At 68.2% G+C, this 20,077-nt stretch carries 21 protein-coding genes and 3 pseudogenes; 18 read left to right on the plus strand and 6 right to left on the minus strand.

Annotated elements, in window-relative coordinates; translation table 11 throughout:
* The first annotated feature begins 284 nt into the window (after positions 1-284).
* From SALPAC4_RS24970 to SALPAC4_RS27865, 7 genes are all read left to right on the plus strand, one after another.
* A complete protein-coding gene (locus tag SALPAC4_RS24970) occupies positions 285-989 on the plus strand; it encodes a DivIVA domain-containing protein (RefSeq protein WP_019868614.1) in 705 nt (234 codons plus the stop codon).
* Between the two features lie 209 nt (positions 990-1,198).
* Entirely contained in the window at positions 1,199-1,957 is a 759-nt protein-coding gene (locus SALPAC4_RS24975; protein WP_223874671.1) for a DivIVA domain-containing protein, read from the plus strand.
* 169 nt (positions 1,958-2,126) lie between these two features.
* Positions 2,127-2,321 (plus strand): hypothetical protein, encoded by a 195-nt coding sequence (locus SALPAC4_RS27675; RefSeq protein WP_020113432.1) that lies wholly within the window; start codon positions 2,127-2,129, stop codon positions 2,319-2,321.
* Between the two features lie 166 nt (positions 2,322-2,487).
* Complete coding sequence (locus SALPAC4_RS0100050; RefSeq protein ID WP_019868617.1) at positions 2,488-3,003, plus strand: IS30 family transposase; 516 nt, start codon at positions 2,488-2,490, stop codon at positions 3,001-3,003.
* 81 nt (positions 3,004-3,084) lie between these two features.
* The gene (locus SALPAC4_RS0100055) at positions 3,085-4,593 is read left to right on the plus strand and encodes an ISL3 family transposase (protein WP_162562135.1); all 1,509 of its coding nucleotides are present in this window, start codon (positions 3,085-3,087) and stop codon (positions 4,591-4,593) included.
* Positions 4,594-4,685: 92 nt separating this feature from the next.
* Positions 4,686-4,904 (plus strand): hypothetical protein, encoded by a 219-nt coding sequence (locus tag SALPAC4_RS0100060; protein ID WP_223874672.1) that lies wholly within the window; start codon positions 4,686-4,688, stop codon positions 4,902-4,904.
* A 124-nt stretch (positions 4,905-5,028) separates the two neighbouring features.
* Positions 5,029-5,178: a hypothetical protein gene (locus SALPAC4_RS27865; protein ID WP_019868620.1), complete on the plus strand. Its 150-nt coding sequence runs from the start codon at positions 5,029-5,031 to the stop codon at positions 5,176-5,178.
* A gap of 211 nt (positions 5,179-5,389) precedes the next feature.
* Here the strand turns inward: SALPAC4_RS27865 and SALPAC4_RS0100070 are convergent, their stop codons facing one another.
* Together SALPAC4_RS0100070 and SALPAC4_RS24985 are read right to left on the minus strand one after the other, a co-directional pair.
* Entirely contained in the window at positions 5,390-5,626 is a 237-nt protein-coding gene (locus SALPAC4_RS0100070) for a histidine phosphatase family protein (RefSeq protein ID WP_019868621.1), read from the minus strand.
* Between the two features lie 252 nt (positions 5,627-5,878).
* Positions 5,879-6,277 carry a phosphotransferase gene (locus tag SALPAC4_RS24985; protein ID WP_223874673.1) on the minus strand — a complete coding sequence of 133 codons (399 nt, stop codon included), beginning with the start codon at positions 6,275-6,277 and terminating at the stop codon, positions 5,879-5,881.
* Positions 6,278-6,738: 461 nt separating this feature from the next.
* Here SALPAC4_RS24985 and SALPAC4_RS0100085 point away from each other — a divergent pair, with 461 nt between their 5' ends.
* The 3 genes and pseudogenes from SALPAC4_RS0100085 to SALPAC4_RS28145 form a co-directional block, all read left to right on the plus strand.
* Entirely contained in the window at positions 6,739-7,416 is a 678-nt protein-coding gene (locus tag SALPAC4_RS0100085; protein ID WP_019868623.1) for a DUF899 domain-containing protein, read from the plus strand.
* A gap of 145 nt (positions 7,417-7,561) precedes the next feature.
* Positions 7,562-8,071 (plus strand): SRPBCC domain-containing protein, encoded by a 510-nt coding sequence (locus tag SALPAC4_RS0100090; RefSeq protein ID WP_019868624.1) that lies wholly within the window; start codon positions 7,562-7,564, stop codon positions 8,069-8,071.
* A gap of 280 nt (positions 8,072-8,351) precedes the next feature.
* Positions 8,352-8,603, plus strand: a pseudogene (locus SALPAC4_RS28145) (AMP-binding protein); the annotation flags it as partial.
* A gap of 185 nt (positions 8,604-8,788) precedes the next feature.
* On the opposite strand, the gene glpK (SALPAC4_RS0100095) reads toward SALPAC4_RS28145, so the two are convergent.
* A complete protein-coding gene (gene glpK, locus SALPAC4_RS0100095) occupies positions 8,789-10,312 on the minus strand; it encodes a glycerol kinase GlpK (RefSeq protein ID WP_019868625.1) in 1,524 nt (507 codons plus the stop codon).
* Between the two features lie 37 nt (positions 10,313-10,349).
* Entirely contained in the window at positions 10,350-11,117 is a 768-nt protein-coding gene (locus SALPAC4_RS0100100; RefSeq protein WP_018728988.1) for an IclR family transcriptional regulator, read from the minus strand.
* Between the two features lie 184 nt (positions 11,118-11,301).
* Here SALPAC4_RS0100100 and SALPAC4_RS0100105 point away from each other — a divergent pair, with 184 nt between their 5' ends.
* From SALPAC4_RS0100105 to SALPAC4_RS28155, 5 genes and pseudogenes are all read left to right on the plus strand, one after another.
* On the plus strand, positions 11,302-12,141 hold the full coding sequence (locus SALPAC4_RS0100105) for an MIP/aquaporin family protein (RefSeq protein WP_012184592.1): 840 nt from the start codon (positions 11,302-11,304) through the stop codon (positions 12,139-12,141).
* A 37-nt stretch (positions 12,142-12,178) separates the two neighbouring features.
* Positions 12,179-13,696: a glycerol kinase GlpK gene (gene glpK, locus SALPAC4_RS0100110; protein WP_019868626.1), complete on the plus strand. Its 1,518-nt coding sequence runs from the start codon at positions 12,179-12,181 to the stop codon at positions 13,694-13,696.
* 71 nt (positions 13,697-13,767) lie between these two features.
* Entirely contained in the window at positions 13,768-15,492 is a 1,725-nt protein-coding gene (locus tag SALPAC4_RS0100115) for a glycerol-3-phosphate dehydrogenase/oxidase (RefSeq protein WP_019868627.1), read from the plus strand.
* Between the two features lie 319 nt (positions 15,493-15,811).
* Positions 15,812-16,021 (plus strand): annotated as a pseudogene (locus SALPAC4_RS28150) (helix-turn-helix domain-containing protein); the annotation flags it as partial.
* 269 nt (positions 16,022-16,290) lie between these two features.
* A complete protein-coding gene (locus tag SALPAC4_RS28155; protein WP_223874674.1) occupies positions 16,291-16,710 on the plus strand; it encodes a transposase in 420 nt (139 codons plus the stop codon).
* A gap of 267 nt (positions 16,711-16,977) precedes the next feature.
* Here the strand turns inward: SALPAC4_RS28155 and pyrE are convergent, their stop codons facing one another.
* Positions 16,978-17,502, minus strand: a complete 525-nt coding sequence (gene pyrE / locus SALPAC4_RS0100125; RefSeq protein ID WP_019868628.1) for an orotate phosphoribosyltransferase — start codon at positions 17,500-17,502, stop codon at positions 16,978-16,980.
* Between the two features lie 907 nt (positions 17,503-18,409).
* Entirely contained in the window at positions 18,410-18,553 is a 144-nt protein-coding gene (locus SALPAC4_RS28160) for a hypothetical protein (protein WP_019868631.1), read from the minus strand.
* Here SALPAC4_RS28160 and SALPAC4_RS29060 point away from each other — a divergent pair.
* The 3 genes and pseudogenes from SALPAC4_RS29060 to SALPAC4_RS27265 form a co-directional block, all read left to right on the plus strand.
* Positions 18,518-18,787 (plus strand): annotated as a pseudogene (locus SALPAC4_RS29060) (recombinase family protein); the annotation flags it as partial. The gene SALPAC4_RS28160 and the pseudogene SALPAC4_RS29060 sit on opposite strands and share 36 nt — an antisense overlap.
* Positions 18,763-19,389, plus strand: a complete 627-nt coding sequence (locus tag SALPAC4_RS27260; RefSeq protein ID WP_109746109.1) for a zinc ribbon domain-containing protein — start codon at positions 18,763-18,765, stop codon at positions 19,387-19,389. The pseudogene SALPAC4_RS29060 and the gene SALPAC4_RS27260, both read left to right, overlap by 25 nt.
* Positions 19,386-19,604, plus strand: coding sequence for a hypothetical protein (locus SALPAC4_RS27265; RefSeq protein ID WP_050564963.1), 219 nt, complete (start codon positions 19,386-19,388; stop codon positions 19,602-19,604). The genes SALPAC4_RS27260 and SALPAC4_RS27265 overlap by 4 nt, the downstream gene beginning before the upstream one ends.
* The last annotated feature ends 473 nt before the right edge of the window (positions 19,605-20,077 follow it).

The following is a 20,077-nucleotide window of genomic DNA, read 5'->3' on the forward strand; positions in this document are numbered from 1 at the left end:
GCTCGATTGAGCGACTGCGCGGCGGTCGCGCGCCAGGCCCGCGCGGCTCAACGCCCGCCGGTGTCCACGAGGGCAGGGCTGGTTGTGGACACCGACGATGGTTCGGACGCCCCCCGTCGACCCGCGGTTGGTGACACGGAGGTCGAACATCGCCGCTGTATGATGCGCGTAGGCTCTCGCGCTCGTTGCGCGTCCGGCGGTGACGGGGCTTGCTACATCCGCGGCACGTAGCCGGTCCCTGACTCGACGGCGATGTGGCTCAGCGACCGATCCAAGGAGTTCCGATGCCTCTGACGCCGGCCGACATCCACAACGTGGCCTTCAAGAAGCCCTCGCTCGGTAAGCGGGGATACGACGAGGAAGAGGTGGATGCCTTCCTTGACGAGGTCGAGCGTGAGATCCAACGGCTCGCGGACGACAACAGTGCTCTGCGGGCGCAGGTGGAGACCGGCGCCGGTGACCACGACCGGCTCAGCCTGGAGTTGCAGAAGCTGCACGCGCAGTTGGACCGGCTGCAACGAGAGCGGGCGCTCGCCGAGCAGGCCGCGCAGGACGCGCAACGACAGTTGGAGTTGGCGCGCGCTCAGGCCAGGGAGGGCGCACCTGATGACGAAGGCAGAAGCCTGCCGGTGCTCATGATGGCGCAACGCACCGCCGACGACTATTTGAGCAAGGCGCGTGCGGAAGCCGATGAACTGCTGTCGGGGACCCGAGCGAAGATCGAGAGAATGGTTCAGGAAGCGCAGGCTGAGGCACGCGAGACGGAGCTGCAGGCCGTTGGCCGCCACAAGGAGGCCATTGAGAGCCTCGACGTCAAGCGGGCGGAGGCGCAGCGGCACATTATCACTCTCAACCATTTCGCGCATGACTACCGCAAGCGTCTCCAAGAGCATCTGTCGAGCCTGATGAACGACGCGGGCGGTGGCGGCAGCAGGGACAACGACCGCGGCGCCGCCGAGCTGCCGACCCAGGTCAGGACCGAGATCTGACGCCCCGTCACGACCGCGGGTGGTCGTTTCGGCCGGTCCGCCAGTGCTGACGGCGGCGGGCAGGGGTGCGGGTCGTCCGCTCCGATGTGGCTCTGTGTGAAAGCCACTCGTAACAACGACATTGTCTATTCGCTGCCATCCGACTGCGCCGGCTAAGGTAGTCTGTCTGACGCGACGCCGTGACCGCGGGTAGACTCCAGGGAGCCAAGATGCCACTAACTCCGGCCGACATCCACAACGTCGCTTTCAAGAAGCCTCCGATCGGCAAGAGGGGGTATGACGAGGAGGAAGTCGACGCCTTCCTCGACGGAATCGAACGTGAAATCGTCCGGCTCATCGAGGAAAACGAATCACTGCGCCGACGGGTCGTGCAGAACCCCTCGAGCCACGAGGTCGACGGGCTCAGCGCAGCCGGCTACGCCGAGCTGTCCGAACTGCGGTCGAGGTTCCAGCGGGTGATCAGCGAAAAGGCGGACACCGAACGGGTCCGTGACCTGCTTCAGGCCGATCTGGAGCGCGCCCGCGCGCAGGCCGCGGCGCGCGCCCAAGGGGGCGCGCAGGACGGCCAGGGGGCCCGCGTGCTGGAGATGGCGCAGCAGACCGCGGATGGCCACATCGAGGACGCTCGACGCGAGGCGGACCGGCTGATCGGGAGTGCCCTGGGCGAGGCGCAGTCACTGGTGGACGAGGCCCAGGCGACCGCCGGAAAGGCGGAGGAGGCGGCCCTCCAGCGCTACCACGATGCCATCACCGAGTTGGAGAACGAGCGCGACGCTCTGCAGCGGAGGGTTGAGGAGCTCACCGGCTTCGGGCGCGACTACCAGGAGCGCCTGCGGTTCGAGGTGACGCGCCGGATGGACAACATGAAGGACATCCCCAAGGCCGGTCCGGTCCCGGTGTTCGATGAGAACGCCTGGCTCCGCCACCGGCGCCCGGGTCGGCAGAACGTCGGTGGCGACGCCCGCTGACACGCTGTGCGGCAGGTGCTGCTCGACTCTCCGGTGAGCCTGCGGCCGCGGTGGGATACGGGTTCGGGTGTGGCGGAGCGCAGATCGCCGACTTCGCCGGGGCCGCGCGCCTTCGCCGGTCCGGAGGAGGAGGATACGGTGGACCGTCCCGAGTCGATGCGGGCCCCGGGTGGCGGCAAACGCCTGCTCATCGGGGGGTGACACCCGGCACGGGCGGCTGGCTAGCTGGTTCTTCGTCCGCAAGACACCCCAGTGGCGGCTGCGCTACCTCCCCACCGAGGAGACCAGCACAGCACGGGAGCACCTCTTTGCCCGCTTCGACGCCCTCATCAGTGAAGGGCACCCCGTGCTCAGATGGTCGTAGCAATCGAATCTTGTCAGTCGTTGTTTCTCTTGGCGGGGTGGTCGTTGAGGGGCGGGTGGGGCATGGGTGGTCGTCGGCCGTTGACGGTGGCGGATCGCGAAGAGATCACTCGGGGTATCGCTGGATGCGGGTGTCGCACGAGGCGATCTACACGTGGATCTAGGCGTTGCTGGTCGGGGAGTTGGCCCGGCAGCACCTGCGTCTGCGCAGCGGCCGCAAGAACCGTCGTCCGACGCGCTCAGCCGCGTTCCCTGCGCCGAAGATCTCCAACCCGACGTTCATCGACCAGCGGCCCGCCCAGGCCGAGGACCGGCGAATGCCCGGACACTGGGAAGGCGACCTGATCATCGGTAAGAACGGTGCCAGCGCCACCGCATCGCTGGTGGAACGCACCTCCCGTTTCCTGATCCTCGTGCCGCTAGCGGGCCGGGACAGCCCCACCACCGTGACCAGCGCCGTGGCCACCGGCATCGCCGGCCTGCCCGACACCCTGCGCCGCCCCCTGACCTGGGACTGCGGCACCGAGATGGCTGAGCACGCCGCGACCCACCAGCTCACCGCCATCGCCGACCGACTCAACAGCCGACCCCGACGCATCCTGGGTTACAGAATGCCCAAAGAGGTCTTCGCCGAACTCCGGACCAGCCAGATTGCTTCCACCGGCTGGGGAGTGTGGATCTAACGGCTCTGTCTCACATTCGGTGGTGACCGAGGTGGTCGATGTCGTTGAGGTCATGTGTGCAAGATCGATGATCTTACGAAGATGGTGTTCTCGGGGCTGTCCCCGTTGGTGATCGATGAGGTCACGGACGAGGGCGAGCGGATCCTGGTGCGGGCTCGGACTCCTGGAGGAACGGTGGCCTGTCCGGGCTGTGCGGCGGTGACGGGCCGGGTGCACGGGTATCACCAGCGGACTCTGGCGGATGTGCCGGTCGATGCCCGGCCGGTAGTGGTGCGGGTGCGCGTGCGGCGTCTGGTGTGCCCGACGCAGGGCTGTCGTCGCACGTTCCGGGAACAGCTTCCGGGTGTTCTGGAGCGTTACCAGCGTCGCACGTCCCGGCTGAGCGCCCAGGTCGCTGCGGTGGTGCGTCATCTGGCTGGCCGGGGCGGTGCTCGCCTGTTGTCGGTCCTGGCGATGGTCGTCATGTCCCGTCACACCGCGCTGCGGGCGCTGCTACGCGTTCCGCTGCCCGAGCGGCGGGTTCCCCGCGTGCTCGGGGTCGACGACTTCGCGCTGTGCCGCCGTCGCCGTTACGCCACCGTCCTGATCGACGCGGTCACCCGTGAACGCATCGACGTGCTGCCCGACCGCAAGGCCCACACGTTAGAGACATGGCTGCGTGAGCATCCCGGTGTCGAGGTGGTGTGCCGGGACTCCTCGGGCGCCTACGCCGAAGCGATCCGCCGCGCCCTACCCGACGCGTTGCAGGTCGCCGACCGCTGGCACCTGTGGCACAACCTCGCCGAGGCCGTCCGCAAAGAGGTCACCGCCCACAGCACATGCTGGGCCACCGCCGGCCAACCGTCACAGCAAGGCATCCGGGCCGTGACCACCCGGCAGCGGTGGCAGCAGGTCCACGACCTGCTCGACAAGGGCGTCGGCCTGCTCGAATGCGCCCGCCGACTCAACCTCGGTCTGAACACGGTCAAACGGTATGCCCGAATCAGCGAACCCGAACGCCTGGTCCGCGCACCGCAGTACCGGCCCACCCTCGTCGACCCCTACCGTGACCACCTGCGCCGACGCCGGGAACAAGACCCCGCCGTCGGCGCTACGCAACTCCTCGCCGAGATCAGGGAACTGGGCTACACCGGCAGCCTCAACCTGCTCTACCGCTACATCACCCAAGGCCGCGTCGAAGCCGACCGCCCAGCCATGTCGCCCCGACGCCTCACCCGCTACCTCCTGACCCCACCCGACCAGCTCACAGACCATCAGCGCACGCTCGTCAACGCCCTCACCAGCGCCTGCCCGCAGATGACCGCGCTGGCCGGCTTCATCGGCTCGTTCGCCGCGCTCCTCACACCCACAGCCGGCAACGACGACCATCTCGACACGTGGATCACCGAGGTCAAGGCCACGGACCTACCCCACCTGCACACCTTCATCCGCGGCCTCGGCCTTGACCGCGACGCCGTCAACGCCGCCCTGACCCACCCCTTCCACAACGGCGGCACCGAAGGCGTCAACACCAAAACCAAACTGATCAAGCGACAGATGTACGGACGAGCGGGCTTCGCTCTCCTGCGCCATCGAATCCTGCTCGGCTGACCAGCACCCTCCATCACCACCGAATGTGAGACAGAGCCGCTAGCGAGACAGCCCCGGACGCGGCGGCACCGGCGCGGCCGAGGGTGGCCGCGGTGGCGTCTTGGCTTGCCCGTGGCGTGGTGCGGGTCTTGCCGCCCGACTCGCGGTCGCGGTCGCGGTACGGCAACGAGTTCGCGTCGGAGTTGTATGAACTCGCTGCGGCCAAGGCGTCGTGGTGGGCGCAGCTGATGCACGGGGCGCGGTTGCTGGACCGGGCCTGGGTGCTACGCGCGGAGCTACGCCAGACAGATGCTCGGCGGGTGCGGTCGTGACCGCGGACCCTGGCGTGTCCCGGCCCCTGGAGCCGCCGTCCGCTGCGGCGGACGCGGCAGGGCGGGGCCCGGCGGCGGTTGGCCGGCTGGAGTATCGCCGTCGCCATGACCGACCATACGCTCGGTGGCCGATATCCCCGCGACCGTGGCGGTGCAGGTCTTCGGGCAGGGCGCGGCGGCCACCGCCGGCACGACAGCGATCGGCACCATGACGGTCGCCGCGTTCGGCGCGGCCCGGGCGTTCATGCGCGACCGCGACAACCCTGAATCATAGCCAGTACAGCCGTGAGCAGCGGATTTGCCGCCCACGGCGACGGCCACCCCCGGCCCGCCTCCCGTGCCAACGTCATGCTCGCCTACATCGCGGTCATCCGCGCCAAACACACCCTCGACCCCGGCGGACTGTCCTGGATCGACGACCCCCTCCGGCCTGTTCAAGGTGGTGGCGGCGGGCGGACTGCACGGCCAGGGCCTGGGTGATCAGGTCACGGACGACCTGGTACGTGTGAATCTGTTCGGGTGGCGGCGGGGTCGGCGGGTTGGGTGGCGAGCCAGCGGCCGAGGTGGGTGGCCTGCTGCCAGCCCAGCGGTGACAGTTCGATGTCGGCGTCACGGCCGGTGAGGCCGTGGTCGTCCAGGCCGTGGGCCTGGGCGTCGGCGAAGGCGGCGTTCGCGGTGCTCTGTCCGTGACGGACGATGGTCAGCTGCGAGACGGTGTCCATGGCCCCAGTGTCTAGTGTCGCGCGTCAGGTAGTTGCGGTAGGACCTTTGGTGGCGCCGCCTCGACTGGTAGGGGTCGTGTTTGGTCGGGCCGCACCTGGCGAATGGAGCGAGCACACCAGCACCGAGCTGCCCGAGTTGTTCGGCGTCGCCCGATCATCGGTGTACCGGGCGATCTAGCGAGCGGCGGCCCCCGAGCGGCCGACGCCGTTGTCACGAAGCCGCCTCGTCTGTCAAACCCCTTCAGGACACGATCAAGTGCCGACCGGCCTGCGGGCCCCCCAGTTCGGCTTGCCGCCTGGCAGACCACGGTCCCTGTTTTGGCCCATCAGCATCATGAACAGGCACTTCATCGCGGCCAGCCCACGCGCCCGTCGGATCGTCGCCTCGTCCGCCTGGGCGTAGCTGTCGAAGAACCGCGAGGCGCCTCCCGCGGGGAGCAGCAGCCAGGCAGCCCCGAGGTCCCACGCCGGATCGCCGGCGAAGAGTGCGCCGAAGTCGACGATGCCCGCCAGCGTGCCGTCCGCGACGACGACGTTCGCGGGATGCAGGTCACCGTGCACCCACACCCGTGGTCCCGGCCACTCGGGAGTCGCCACCGCGTCGTCCCACACAGCCCGGATGTCGTTCTCGGCGAAGCCACCGAGGTCCACGGCCTGCAGAAAGTACTCGAACCCGCCCGTGCATTCCTTTTGGGGTGAGCGCCGAAGTCCGAGGCGCCCGGTGCGTCGGCGGGCGCCTCCACATGCAGCGCCTTGAGGAAGGCCGCCAGCAGTCGGCCGCGTGGTCGCCGCGCACAGCTTGATCCAGCAGATTCGTATCCGCCCTCGGGTTCGCGGTAACCACTGGCGTCGTGGTGCTCCGCGGCGGACTCCGGCAGCTGGCGAGCGGTGGTGGCGTAGCGGATCGCGGTCTTGGCGTCGATGCCGAAGAGCGCGGCTAGGTGCAGCGGGTCGCCGTGGGCCAGGGCTTCCTCGAGTTGCCGGTCGCGGCGCAGGCGTTCCAGGGTGGCGGCGTGCCCGCGCAGCGCGCGGCAGGCCGAGCCAGCAGCACGCGCCCGGAGAGCGCTGGAGCCTGCGGTGACCGGCCGAGGCCGCGACGGGAGGAGAAAGTAATGACGGACGCCAAGATCGTCGACCGGGCGGACTGGTACGCGGCGCGGCGGGCCTTCCTGGAGCGCGAAAAGGAGGTGACCCGGGCGCGGGACGCGCTCAACGCGGAACGGCGCGAGCTGCCAATGATGGTAGTGGACAAGGGGTACGTCTTCGAGGGCCCGGACGGCGAGCGGACACTGCCGGAGCTGTTCGAGGGCCGGCGGCAGCTGCTCACCTACCACTTCATGTGGCCGCTGGAGGGGCACGACTGGTGCCCGGTCTGCTCGCTGTTCATCGACAACATCGGTCACCTGGCGCACCTGCACGCCCGGGACACCTCGCTGGCCATCGTCTGCGCCGCGCCGCAGTCGGACATCGTGCCGTTCAAGCGCCGGATGGGCTGGGACATCCCCTGGTACACCACCCGGGGCGACGACTTCTACCAGGACTTCACCCTCGACGTCGGCACGGACGAGCCGGAGCTGCCCGGGGTCAGCGCGTTCCTGCGCGACGACGACGGCCGGGTGCTCTACGCGTACTCCACGCACGGGCGCGGCAGCGACATCCTGAACAACACCTACAACTACCTCGACCTGACCCCGCTGGGCCGGCAGGAAAAGGGCATGGCGGACACCATGGGGTGGATCCGCCACCACGACCGCTACGGCGACGCCACGGCGGGCTCCTGCCACGGCTGACCGTCGCTCCCGCCCACGGCCACGCCGGATCGACCGGCGTGGCCGTCGGGCGTGTGCGCTTGACCGTTCCGTCCAATATTGACAGTCTGCTACGACCGGCCCACGTCCCGTGGCCGGGTCAGCGACCCAGAGGAGACCGGATCTGATGGATCCCGAAACCTTCCGTACGCGGACCACCCGGCACCCCGGCCCCGGCGGAAAGCCGCTGCTGCGCTTCACGCACGACTACCTGGACCCGCCCGAGCGCGTCTGGCGGGCGATCACCGACAGCGAGGAGCACTCCTCCTGGTTCGGCTTCCCGGTCGTCGTGGAGCCGGTCGAGGGCGGGAACGTCACCGTGACGTTCTCCCCGGAGATGGTGGAGCGGGCCCGGGTCGTCGAGGTCGACGAGCCGCTCCGGTTCGTGTACGCCGGCGACGGCGACGCCTACCGCTGGCTGCTGAGCCCGCACGGGGACGGCTGCCGGCTGGTGCTGGAGAACGTGGTCGGCGACCCGGGGCACCTGCCGCAGAGCGCCGCCGGCTTCCACCTGGCCCTGGACAAGATGGGCGAGCTGCTCGACCGGGAGGCCGGCCGCCCGGCGCCGCACGGCGGGCCGCTGTCCTTCGACGACCTCGTGAAGCACTACTCGGAGCTGCCCGAGCAAGCGAACTGACCCTCGTCGACCGCGGCGGGATGATCGAAGGGAGTCCCACCAGCCTGCGGCCCGACGCCCGGCCTCCTGGCTCCGGGCCACCCGCCGCCACGCACCCCCGCCCGGACCCGGGCGCGGCGGTGGGACGGCCAGCCGGCGGGAGGAGGCCACAGTGACAGGTGGAACGGGCGAACCGGAGCCGAGCCGGACGGGCCTGGTGCCCTGGCCGCCGGAGTCCGTGGCCCGGTACGTCGCCGCGGGATACTGGGAGGGGCGGCCGCTGGGCGCGCGCATCCTGGCCGTGGCCGATGCCCTGCCCGACGCCGAGGCGCTGGTCGGCGGCGACGTCCGGCTGACCTACCGGGAGCTGGTGGAGCGGGCCGACGGCGCGGCGCTGCGAATGCACGCGCTGGGCCTGCGCCGCGACGACCGAATCGTCATGCAGCTCGACAACCGCTGGGAGTTCGTCGTGCTGCCGGTCATGGCGCTGCCGGCGCACCGCCACCACGAGATGTCCCACCTCGTGCGGCAGGCCGAGGCCCGGGCGGTGGCCGTACCCGCCGAGACGGACCGCTTCGCCGCCGATGGTGGTGTCCACGGCGGTGGTGATGGCCCGTACGGGGCTGGTGGTGCTGGTTGGCTACGTTTAGGGTTGGCGTCTGCTGCTGCCTGCACCGCGACGACGAATGTGCGCCAGACAGGGCTCGGCTTCCCTCAACGCTTGATCTTGGTTGTGGGTCAGCGGCGAGCAGGGTCCTCCTCGGGCCGGATCCAATCGAAGGTGCGCTCCACCGCCCGTCGCCAGTTTTCCCGTTCCCGTGTCCGGACTGCGGCATCCATCTCCGGCACCCATCGGGCAGCCGGATGCCAGTTGCTGCGCAGGCCCTCCAGGTCTGGCCAGTACTCGACCGCAAGCCCGGCTGCGTATGCGGCCCCGAGGGAGACCGTCTCGGCCGCCATCGGGCGCACCACCGGCACTGCAAGTACGTCCGCGACGAACTGCATCAGCAAATTGTTCGCGGTCATCCCGCCGTCCACCCGCAAGGCGGTCAGCTCCAGCCCGGAGTCGGCGTTCATGGCGTCGACCACCTCACGGGTCTGCCACCCGGTCGCCTCCAGCACGGCCCGGGCCAGGTGCCCCTTGGTGATGTATGAGGTGAGTCCGACGATCGTACCGCGCGCCTCGCTGCGCCAGTGTGGGGCGAAAAGCCCGGAGAAGGCGGGCACAATGTAGCAGCCGCCGTTGTCGTCGACCGTTCGGGCGAGGGTCTCGATTTCCGGTGCGGTGCTGATCAACTCCAGCCGGTCGCGGAACCACTGCACCAGGGATCCTGTGATCGCGATGGACCCCTCCAGGGCGTACCGGGCGGGCTCGTCGCCGATCCGGTAGCCGACGGTGGTGAGCAGGCCGTGCCGCGAAGGCACCGGCTCGGTACCGGTGTTCAGCAGCAGGAAGCTGCCGGTGCCATAGGTGCACTTGGCCTCGCCTGGGTCGAAGCAGGTCTGACCGAACAGGGCGGCCTGCTGGTCACCGAGGGCCGCCGCGATCCGGACGCCGGGCAGGACGGCTGTGGCGGTGCCGTACACCTCCGACGAGGAGCGGATCTGCGGCAGCATGGCCGCCGGCACGCCGAAGAAGCTCAGCAGTCTGGGATGCCAGTCGAGAGTGCGCAGATCCATCAACATGGTACGGCTGGCGTTGGTGACGTCGGTCAGGTGCAGGCCGCCGTCCGGGCCGCCGGTGAGGTTCCAGATCAGCCAGCTCTCCATGGTCCCGAAGAGCACCTCGCCGCGTTCGGCGCGTTCGGCGAGGCCGGGGATGTGGTCGAGCAGCCAGCGCAGCTTCGGGCCGGAGAAGTACGTGGTCAGCGGCAGCCCGCACAGCTCCTGGATGTGCTCGGCGCCGCTGGCGCGGGAAAGGGCTTCCACCACCAGGTCGGTGCGGGTGTCCTGCCAGATGAGCGCGGGAGCCACCGGGACACCGGTGCGCCGGTCCCAGACGACCGTGGTTTCGCGCTGGTTGGCGATCCCGATCGCGGCGATCTGGTCGATGCTGAGGCCGGCCTGGTTGAGGGCGCGGGGAACGACCTTGCCGACGTTGCGCCAGATCTCCATAGCGTCGTGCTCTACCCAGCCCGGCCGGGGAAAGTGCTGCCGGTGTTCCCGCTGGGCAACTGAGACGAGATTGCCACGGCGGTCGAAGACGATGCATCGGGTGGACGTGGTTCCCTGATCGATGGCGACGACAAAGCGCTCGGTCATTACTCGTCCTTAGTGAAGCCGGGTGGTGGGTGACGGATCACCAGCGCGTGGCGCCGAGATCGCGGGACACCGCGCGGGCGGCGTCGCGGACGTACGTGACGAGGGCTGGGCGGGGGTTGCCGGACCCGTCGCAGGTGCGGTCCACCGGACCGGAGAGCCCGATCGCGCCCACGACCAGGCCGCCATAGCCACGGATCGGCGCGGCGATGCCGGCCTCGCCAGGGGTCATCTCACCGATTTCGGCCCCCCAGCCATTGTCCCGGATTTCGCTGAGGGCCCGGGTGAGTGCTCGTGCGGTGACCAGGGTGCGTCGGGTGTAGGGCTCGGGTTCGCGTTGCGTAGCCGCGTTGGCGGCGCCCACGTCGTAGGCGAGCAGGACTTTGCCGAGCGCGGTGGCGTGCGGGGGAAGAAGGGACCCGACGTCCAGCGTCTGGAGGATGTCGTCGGGCCGGAACACGTGGTGGACCACAAGTACCTTGCCGTCCAGCAGAGTGCCGATACGGACCGCCTCGCCGCTGCGCGCGGCGAGTGGGTCCGCCCAGTTGATGGAACGGGAACGGAGCTCGTTGACGTCGAGGTAGCTCGTGCCGAGGTGCAGCAGCGTGGCACCGAGTTGGTACTTGCCGGAGGTCTTGTCCTGTTCCACGAATCCGACGTCTTGCAGCGTACGTATGATGCCGTGCGCCGTGCCCTTGGGCAGGTTGAGAGAACGGGCGATCTCCCCGATGCCGAGCCGGCCGGAACTGCTGGCCAACAGGCGGAGGATCGCCGCGGCACGCGCGATGGACTGCACCTGACCCGGCATGGGGCGGATGCTAGAGCGTTCGGGGCCAACGCAACAGTGTTCGGCATTGTCGACCGGGGTTCGTTGACCTGCCTCCTCATGTTTCCTACGGTTCACCGCACGGCGACGTCCGACACCTCGCCGACATCGCACGGCCCTCCGTCCCCCCGGTCGCGGAGGTCCGCCACCCCCACCTGGAGACACCATGACACAGCGTGTGAGAGCGCCCGGACTCCTTGGCGAGTTGGCCGCCGAGTTCGCCGGCACCGCGATCCTGATTCTCTTCGGCGTGGGCGTCGTCGCCCAGGTCACTGCCGGTGGCACCGGTGAGTTCGACAGCATCGCCTGGGCCTGGGGCCTTGGCGTCGCGCTGGGCATCTACGTCGCTGGCCGGATCAGTGGCGCCCACCTCAATCCGGCGGTGACGCTCGCCCTCGCGGTGTTCAAGGGCTTCTCGTGGCGCAAGGTGATGCCCTATGCCCTCGCACAGACCGCCGGGGCGTTCGTCGCGGCCCTGATCATTCGCTGGAACTACAGCGAGGTGCTGCAGCGGTTTGACCCGGGCTTGACCAGCAAGAGCCAGGGCGTCTTCTCGACCCTGCCGGGTGCTGGCATCACCGAGTGGGGCGCCCTGCGTGACCAGATCATCGGCACGGCGATCCTGCTGTTTCTGATCCTTGCCGTAACCGACGCCCGCAACTCTCTGCCCGGTGCCAACCTTGCCCCACTGATCGTCGGCCTGATCGTGGTCGCGATTGGCATGGCGTTCGCCGTCAACGCCGGCTACGCGATCAACCCGGCCCGTGACTTCGGCCCCCGCCTCGCGTCCTTCCTCACCGGGTACGAGACGGCCTTCCTGGACCCGAGCGGATATCCGTATTTTTGGGTGCCCATCGTCGGACCGCTGGTCGGTGGTGTCATCGGCGCCGGCCTCTATCAATTGTTCGTCGGCCGATTCCTGCCGAGCGATGAGCCGCAGCCGGGCGCGAACAGCGCCGAGACTGCGACCGAAACGGCTGCGATGTCCGAGCGCGCCCGCGTCTGATCGACATATCCCGACGACCCGTAGAGGTGACTCCCGCATGGCTGACTTCGTTGGTGCGGTGGACCAGGGCACCACCAGTACCCGTTTCATGGTTTTTGATCACGGTGGTAACGACGTCGGTCGCCACCAGCTCGAGCATCAGCAGATCCTGCCGCGGCCCGGTTGGGTCGAACACAATCCGGTGGAGATCTGGGAGCGGACCCAGACCGTCATCCAGACCGTGCTCTACGAGCACCGCCTGACCGTCACCGACCTCGCCGCGCTCGGGATCACCAACCAGCGTGAGACCACCGTGGTATGGAACAGGCGCACCGGTCGGCCCTACCACAACGCCATCGTGTGGCAGGACACCCGCACCGACCGGATCGCCTCGGCACTGGAGCGCTCGGGGCAGGGCGACATCATCCGCCGTAAGGCCGGCCTGCCACCGGCCACATACTTCTCCGCCGGCAAGATCCAGTGGATCCTCGACAACGTCGATGGGGTCCGGGAAGCAGCCGAGCGTGGAGAGGCCGTCTTCGGCAACACCGACACCTGGCTGCTGTGGAACCTGACCGGCGGCACCGACGGCGGCGTGCACGTCACCGATCCGACCAACGCCAGCCGCACCATGCTGATGAACCTGGACACGCTGGACTGGGACGACGAACTACTGTCGTTCTTCGACATCCCGCGCGCCATGTTGCCCCGGATCCGACCATCGTCCGAGCCGGACTCCTACGGTGCCACCACGGCGCGTGGTCCGTTCACCGGATCGGTCCCGCTCACCGCGGACCTCGGCGACCAGCAGGCAGCCACCGTCGGTCAGGTCTGCTTCGCCCCGGGCGAGGCCAAGAACACCTACGGTACGGGCAACTTCATGCTCCTCAACACCGGCACGGAGATCGTCCGCTCCCAGGCCGGCCTACTCACCACCGTCTGCTACCAGTTCAGCGGCCAGGCGCCGGTATACGCCCTGGAAGGCTCCATCGCGGTCACCGGATCAGCCGTGCAGTGGCTACGCGACCAGTTGAAAATCATCAACACCGCAGGGCAGAGCGAGATCCTGGCCCGCCAGGTGCCCGACAACGGCGGAGTGTACTTCGTACCCGCCTTCTCCGGCCTGTTCGCCCCGTACTGGCGCTCCGACGCCCGCGGCGCGATCGTCGGCCTGTCCCGGTTCAACACCGACGCCCACATCGCCCGGGCCACCCTCGAGTCGATCTGTTACCAGAGCCGAGACGTCGCCGAGGCCATGGCCAAAGACTCCGGCGTACCGCTGGAATGTCTCAAGGTCGACGGCGGCGTCACCGACAACGACCTGTGCATGCAACTGCAAGCCGACATCCTCGGCGTACCGGTAAGCCGGCCCGTGGTCGCCGAGACCACCGCGCTCGGCGCCGCGTACGCCGCCGGCCTCGCCGTCGGATTCTGGCGCAGCACCGACGAACTACGCGAGAACTGGAACGAAAGCCGCCGCTGGCAGCCCACCTGGCCACCAGAACAACGCCAAGCCGAGTACGAACGCTGGAAGCAGGCCGTCCAACGCACCCTCAACTGGGTCGACGTCGACTGACCACCACCGGATCCGAGAAACCCGGGAGGCCGGCGTCCCCGCTGGCCTCCCAGACACAGGAGAGAGAACGCATGCACTCCGCGACACTGTCACTGGCCGCCCGCGAGCGGTCGCTGGCCGCGCTGAGCAGCGGCCCGGAACTGGACGTCCTGGTGGTCGGTGGCGGCGTCACCGGCGCCGGCTGCGCCCTGGACGCCGTCACCCGGGGCCTGTCGGTCGGCCTCGTCGAGGCCCGCGACTGGGCCAGCGGCACGTCGAGCCGCTCCAGTAAACTCATCCACGGTGGTCTGCGCTACCTGGAGATGCTCGACTTCGGGCTGGTCCGCGAGGCGCTGCGCGAGCGGGGCCTACTACTGCAGCGACTCGCCCCGCACCTGGTCCGGCCGGTGCCGTTTCTCTACCCGCTGCGGCACCGCGGCTGGGAACGGCTGTACGCGGGCGCCGGTGTCCTGCTCTACGACACGATGAGCCTTTCCGGCAGCAACTCCCGCGGGGTACCGGCCCACCGGCACCTGACCCGACGTGGCGCGGTCCGCGCTTGCCCGTCCCTGCGTCCGGAGTCGCTGGTGGGCGCGTTGCAGTACTACGACGCTCAGGTCGATGACGCCCGGCTGGTGACGTGTCTCGTCCGTACCGCCGCAGCCCACGGCGCGTACCCCGTTTCCCGAGCCCGGGTCGTGGGCCTCCTGCGCGACGGCCACCGCATCACCGGGGCGCGGGTCCACGACCTGGAGACCGACCAGGTCCTCGAGGTCCGCGCCCGGCAGGTCATCAACGCCACCGGCGTCTGGACCGACGAAATCCAGTCTCTCGTTGGGGAGCGTGGGCCGGTGCAGGTTCGCGCGTCGAAAGGTATCCACCTCGTCGTGCCCCGCGACCGGATCCGCTCCACCACCGGCCTGATCCTGCGAACCGAATCCAGCGTGCTGTTCGTGATCCCGTGGGGTCGGCACTGGCTGATCGGCACCACCGACACCGACTGGGATCTGGACAAGGCGCACCCGGCAGCGACCAGCCGCGACATCGACTACCTGCTGGAACGAGTCAACGAGGTACTGGCCAGTCCGCTGACCCGCGACGACGTCGAGGGCGTATACGCGGGCCTGCGGCCGCTGCTGTCCGGGCATTCGGATGCGACCGCCAAGCTGTCCCGTGAGCACACTGTGGCGAACCCGGCGCCGGGTCTGGTGATGGTCGCCGGCGGGAAGTACACAACGTACCGGGTGATGGCCCGCGACGCTGTCGACGAGGCCGTGCGGGGACTCGGCGGTGGGGTGCCGCGGTCCTGCACCGACCGGGTTCCCCTGCTCGGCGCCGAGGGCTATGTCGCCCGATGGAACCAGCGCCATCGCATCGCGCGACAGTACAACCTGACCGTGGAGCGGGTTGAGCATCTGTTGCGCCGCTACGGCGCCGCCGTTGACGAGGTGTTGGACCTGCTGGGAGAGGATCCGACCCTCGTTGAGCCGCTCGACAGCGCCGACGACTATCTGCGTGTGGAGGTCGTCCACGCGGCGTCAGCCGAGGGTGCCCTGCACCTGGAGGACGTGCTTACCCGGCGTACACACATATCGATCGAGACGTTCGACCGGGGCCTGGCAGCCGCCCGACCGGCGGCGCAGTTGATGGCGTCGGTGCTCGGCTGGGACGCCGAGCGTATGGACCGCGAGGTGGCGCACTACGTCGCACAGGTGGACGCCGAACGGATGGCGCACGACCAGATCGACGACCAGGCCGCCGACGCGGCCCGGCTGGTCGTGCCGGATGTGGTGCCGCAGGTAGCACTCGCGGCCTGACCTGGCGCGCGCGCCGTATGCGTCCCGCCACGTCCCGCCCGACAGGCCGGAGTCAGCTACGGCCGACCCTGTGGGATTCCAAAACCCGGTAACCGTGGTTGACGTGGGCAGATGTAGCGCTCGGCCATGCTGTTAGGCATCGTCATGACCTGTGTCGCTGCGCCTGCTCTACCTCGTGTTCTGCCGCATCGCCGGATAGCTCGCCCTCCTGGCCAGCACCGGTGCGGCCAAAGACGTGGAGATCTTGGTGCTCCGTCACGAGAACGCGGTCCTGCGCCGGCAGAATCCGACACCGCACCTGGACTGGGCAGACCGAGCGGTGCTCGCCGCCCTGATCAAATTCCTGCCCCGGGCGTTGGCGGCGCACCGGCTCGTCACTCCGACCACGGTCACGCGCTGGCATCGGCGGCTGGTCGCCCGCCACTGGACATATCCCAACCGGTCCGGCCGGCCGCCGACCGACCCAGCCATCACCGCCCTGGTCGAGCGGATGTCCCGGGACAACCCCGGCTGGGGCTACCAACGCATCCACGGCGAACTGCTCGGCCTCGGCCACCGTGTGAGCGCGTCCACGATCCGGCGGATCCTCAACCGGTTGGGCATCCCACCGGCGCCCGTGCGCCGTGACCACACCACCTGGCGACGGTTCCTCCGCGCCCAGTCGTCGACCATGTTGGCCTACGATTTCTTCCACGTGGACTGCGCGCTCACCCTCAAGCGCCGGTACGTGTTCTTCGTGATGGAGGTTGGCAGCCGCTACGTGCACATCCTCGGCATCACTGCCAACCCGGACGGAGCATGGACACCCAGCAGGCCCGCAACCTGCTCATGGACCTCGGTGACCGCGCCGATCAATTCAGGTTCCTTATCCGGGACCGGGCCGGCCAGTTCACCGCAGCCTTCGACGCGGTGCTGGCCGATGCCGGCGTCACCGTATGCAAGATCCCGCCGCGAAGCCCGCGAGCAAATGCCCACGCGGAACGGTTCGTCCTCACCGTCCGCAGCGAGCTCACCGACCGCATGCTCATCGTCAACGAACGACATCTACGCCTGACGCTCGATGAATATGCCAGTCACTACAACGGCCGACGACCACACAGGTCGCTGCAGTGGCAGCCTCCACGATCCGACCGGCCCGTCGTCGACCTGGCCCACGAGCGGGTCAGACGTCGCCCAGTCCTCGGCGGGCTGATCAACGAGTACGAACGAGCCGCGTAGACGGCCCTGCTCAGAGTCGGTGACAGGGTTATGAAACCCCACACGCCCCAAACGCCGTCGGCGTACCGGCTCCCGTGTAGAGACAGGTACGGCTTGACCTACAAGGCTGCACCGGGGCAGGCGACTTTCCGATGGTCGGCTGCCTTGACGGTCGTGCGACTGACCGACATGCCTGGTCGATGACGTGCGTGACGGGCGTCCAGTCGACATCTCCACGCGGCATCCGCTTCTGTTTGATACGCAGGTGATCGAGCGGCACCAGAGCTGTCACGCCATCGGTGAAGCTTCCAGGTCGCGGCGAGTGAGAGCGGCGCGGAGTTGTAGCGCCTCGGCCGCCAGATTCTCACGACCGCCCTGCTCGCGATCGATGGCGCAGACCACCGTCTCCACCTGGGCGCCGATGAACCGTAGCTGCCCGCACGACATCAGTAGGGCACCTCCGGTCGTCACGACATCCTCGATCACTGCGACCCGCCGACCGTGCACGGGGCCGCCCTCAGCCGCCTTGTTGGTGCCGTACTCCTTGGCTCGCTTACGAACGAAGACTGTGGGTAGCCCCGTCAGCTGTGACATCACCGTGGCAAGCGGGATACCGCCCATCTCCATCCCGGCCAGCACGTCGCACTCCGGCAGCAAGGCCACCATCGCTTCGGCAACCTCGCGCAACAGATCCGGCTGTCCCTCGAACAGGTACTTGTCGAAGTACTCCTCGCTGACCTGCCCGGATCGCAGACGAAACCGTCCGGTCAGATGGCAGGTGTCGTAGACGCGGCGCGCAAGCGGAAAGGTCACACGCTCAGCCTCGCACCTCCCCTGGATCGAGCACGTACCCCCTCGGCGGCGCTCCTCAGGATCGTCCTACAAGGACGACTTTGTGAGCTCTTCGGCATCCGGATCTGCCTCGTTCCGGGCGCGCATGCGTCTGCGATGGGTAACCGAGCGTAGCCGGACGGAGTAACTCCGCCTGAGTGACGAGGGGAACTCGGGTCGGCCATCCTGGGCTCCGTCGTCGTGTGGATCTTTGTACGTAACGGTGTACCTACCTATGTAATCTGATCTATACACCGACAAATGCGGACCATGCAGGCGCTGCACTCAGCAGTAGCGCACCCGACCGTAACGGATACGCCGCCGCTAACCGCCGTGCGGACAGTCAACCCTGCGCTCCACAACCTCCGCGCCGGAACACGGCCAGACCAAGATCACGAGGATTCCGCCAGACCGATGAGAAACACCCCCGACACAACGGTGAGAAACGCCGACTCGACCCCAGCTCATCCAAGCAGGCTCCGCCATCTTCAACGCGAACCTACAACTACCCAGATCCAACTACTCGAACCTCCCGCTCCACCCGAGCGGGCCCATCCGCCGGCTCCTCATCAGGAAGAACCATCGCGTGACAACCCCATTCCGACCCCGGCCACGAGGAAATCCTGGAAAGCCTCGTCCGACATCTGCTCTCCAGTGACGACCTCGACGAGCTCCGCACCGAAGCCCGGACCCTGGTGCTCATCGACCACGAGTACCTACGGGAGGCCGTCGCCTACGACAACGCCGGGTCATGACCCTCAAACACGGCGTCGCGGCTTCGGCTGTCCGCCTGAAGCTCCCTTGCACCCCCGCACATCCACCAGAACAGGAAGCAGACCATGATCGACATCAGTCTCGTCCTCAAGTACTGCGGCGAACGGATCAGCGCTCAGGCGCTGACCGACGCCGCCCTCGCCGACACCAGCCAGCCGACCCGGACGAGCAGACCGCCCCGATCGTCCGGCAGATCTTCACCGAATTCCTCGCCGGTATCGGCCTGTTCGCCATCGCTGAAGGACTCACCGCCAATCACGTGCCCTGCCCCTCAGCGCATGACCGCGCCCGCAACCGGCACCGCAGCGGCATCGCCTGGTCCAAAAGCGCCGTGCGGGTCATCCTCACCAACCCCCGCTACACCGGCCGGCAGGTCTGGAACAAACAACGCACCGACGAGGTACTGCTCGACGTCAACGACGTGGCAATGGGCCACACCGGCGTCATGCGCTGGAACCCCCGCGACAAATGGGTGGTCTCCAAGGAGATCACCCACGAACCACTCATCGACGACACGACCTTCGAGCAAGCCCAAGCGATACTGCGACATCGCGGACGGGGAACCGGCGGCCAACACCTCCGGCAGCGCACTCGCAACCCGTACGCTTCCGCGGCATCATCTACTGCGCCGCCTGCGACCGACGCATGCAAGGCCAGTACAACCACGGCGACGCCTACTACCGCTGCCGATTCCCACAGGAGTACGCCCTCGCCAACCACGTCCCACACCCCCGCAACGTGTACCTACGCGCGGACGCCCTCACCGACCCACTCGACACCTGGCTCGCCTCCGCCTTCGCCCCCCAACGCCTCGAACACACCATCACCACGCTGGCCGACGCCCAACCAGTAGCCCATCCGCCCGCAACCGGCATACCAGCCCAGGCCATCATCACCGAGTTCGACGCCAAGCTAGAGCGCTACCGCGCCGCCCTCGACGCTGGCGCAGACCCGACGGTAGTTACCGCCTGGATCACCCAGACCCAGGCCGACCGCGCCCGCGCCCGCGCCCGCGCCCGCGCCGAAGCAGAACTACACGCACTCGCGAGCACCACCCACACCGGCTGGCCCGAGCAGAGATCACCGCCCTGGTGACCGCACTCGGGGATATCGCCGCCGTGCTCCGCGACGCCGACCCAGCCGGCAAGGCCAAGGTCTACCGGCAACTCGGCCTCCGGCTGAACTACCAGCCCGAAACGCAAACGGTGCGCGCTGAAGTGGATCTCAGCGCGCACCGTGGGAAATGGTTTGTGTCCGAGGGGGGATCGATACCACAACCCCACCATCGCGATGCGTCGACGATGACATAACAATTGAATGTCGATGATTACAGCCTGGCAACAGCGAGCTTTGCCGAGTGCTGCGACACGACACCGCCCTTTGCAAGGCCGCGGCCAGAGTACCGGGGTAGCTACTGGACCGTCACGGTGAGGGACATCGATCGGCCGCCATCCGAGCCGACGGGAACGGAGCACACTTGTGTTCCTACTTCCTTTCGTGATCGTCTAATTCCTGCCGACACCTCGGCGCACCGAGACAGGTTTCGTTCATCGCCGAAGGGGAGGCACCCCGCTACCACTTGTGGGATCCACTTCAGGCAGGGGCCCGGTGACCTGATGTCCATCAACATACACAGCCTGCGCTACATTCGTGCACCCTCATCGCCTTGGCGCCACGACCCCCGCTCCAACGACACCGGCCCTGTAATGCGCCTATAGCCGGAGCATGCGAAGGGGGACGCGCAAGCGCCCATGCCCCTGGTATACCAACCACCCCACCCCAC

Source organism: Salinispora oceanensis (genome assembly GCF_000383575.1).
GTDB lineage: Bacteria > Actinomycetota > Actinomycetes > Mycobacteriales > Micromonosporaceae > Micromonospora > Micromonospora oceanensis.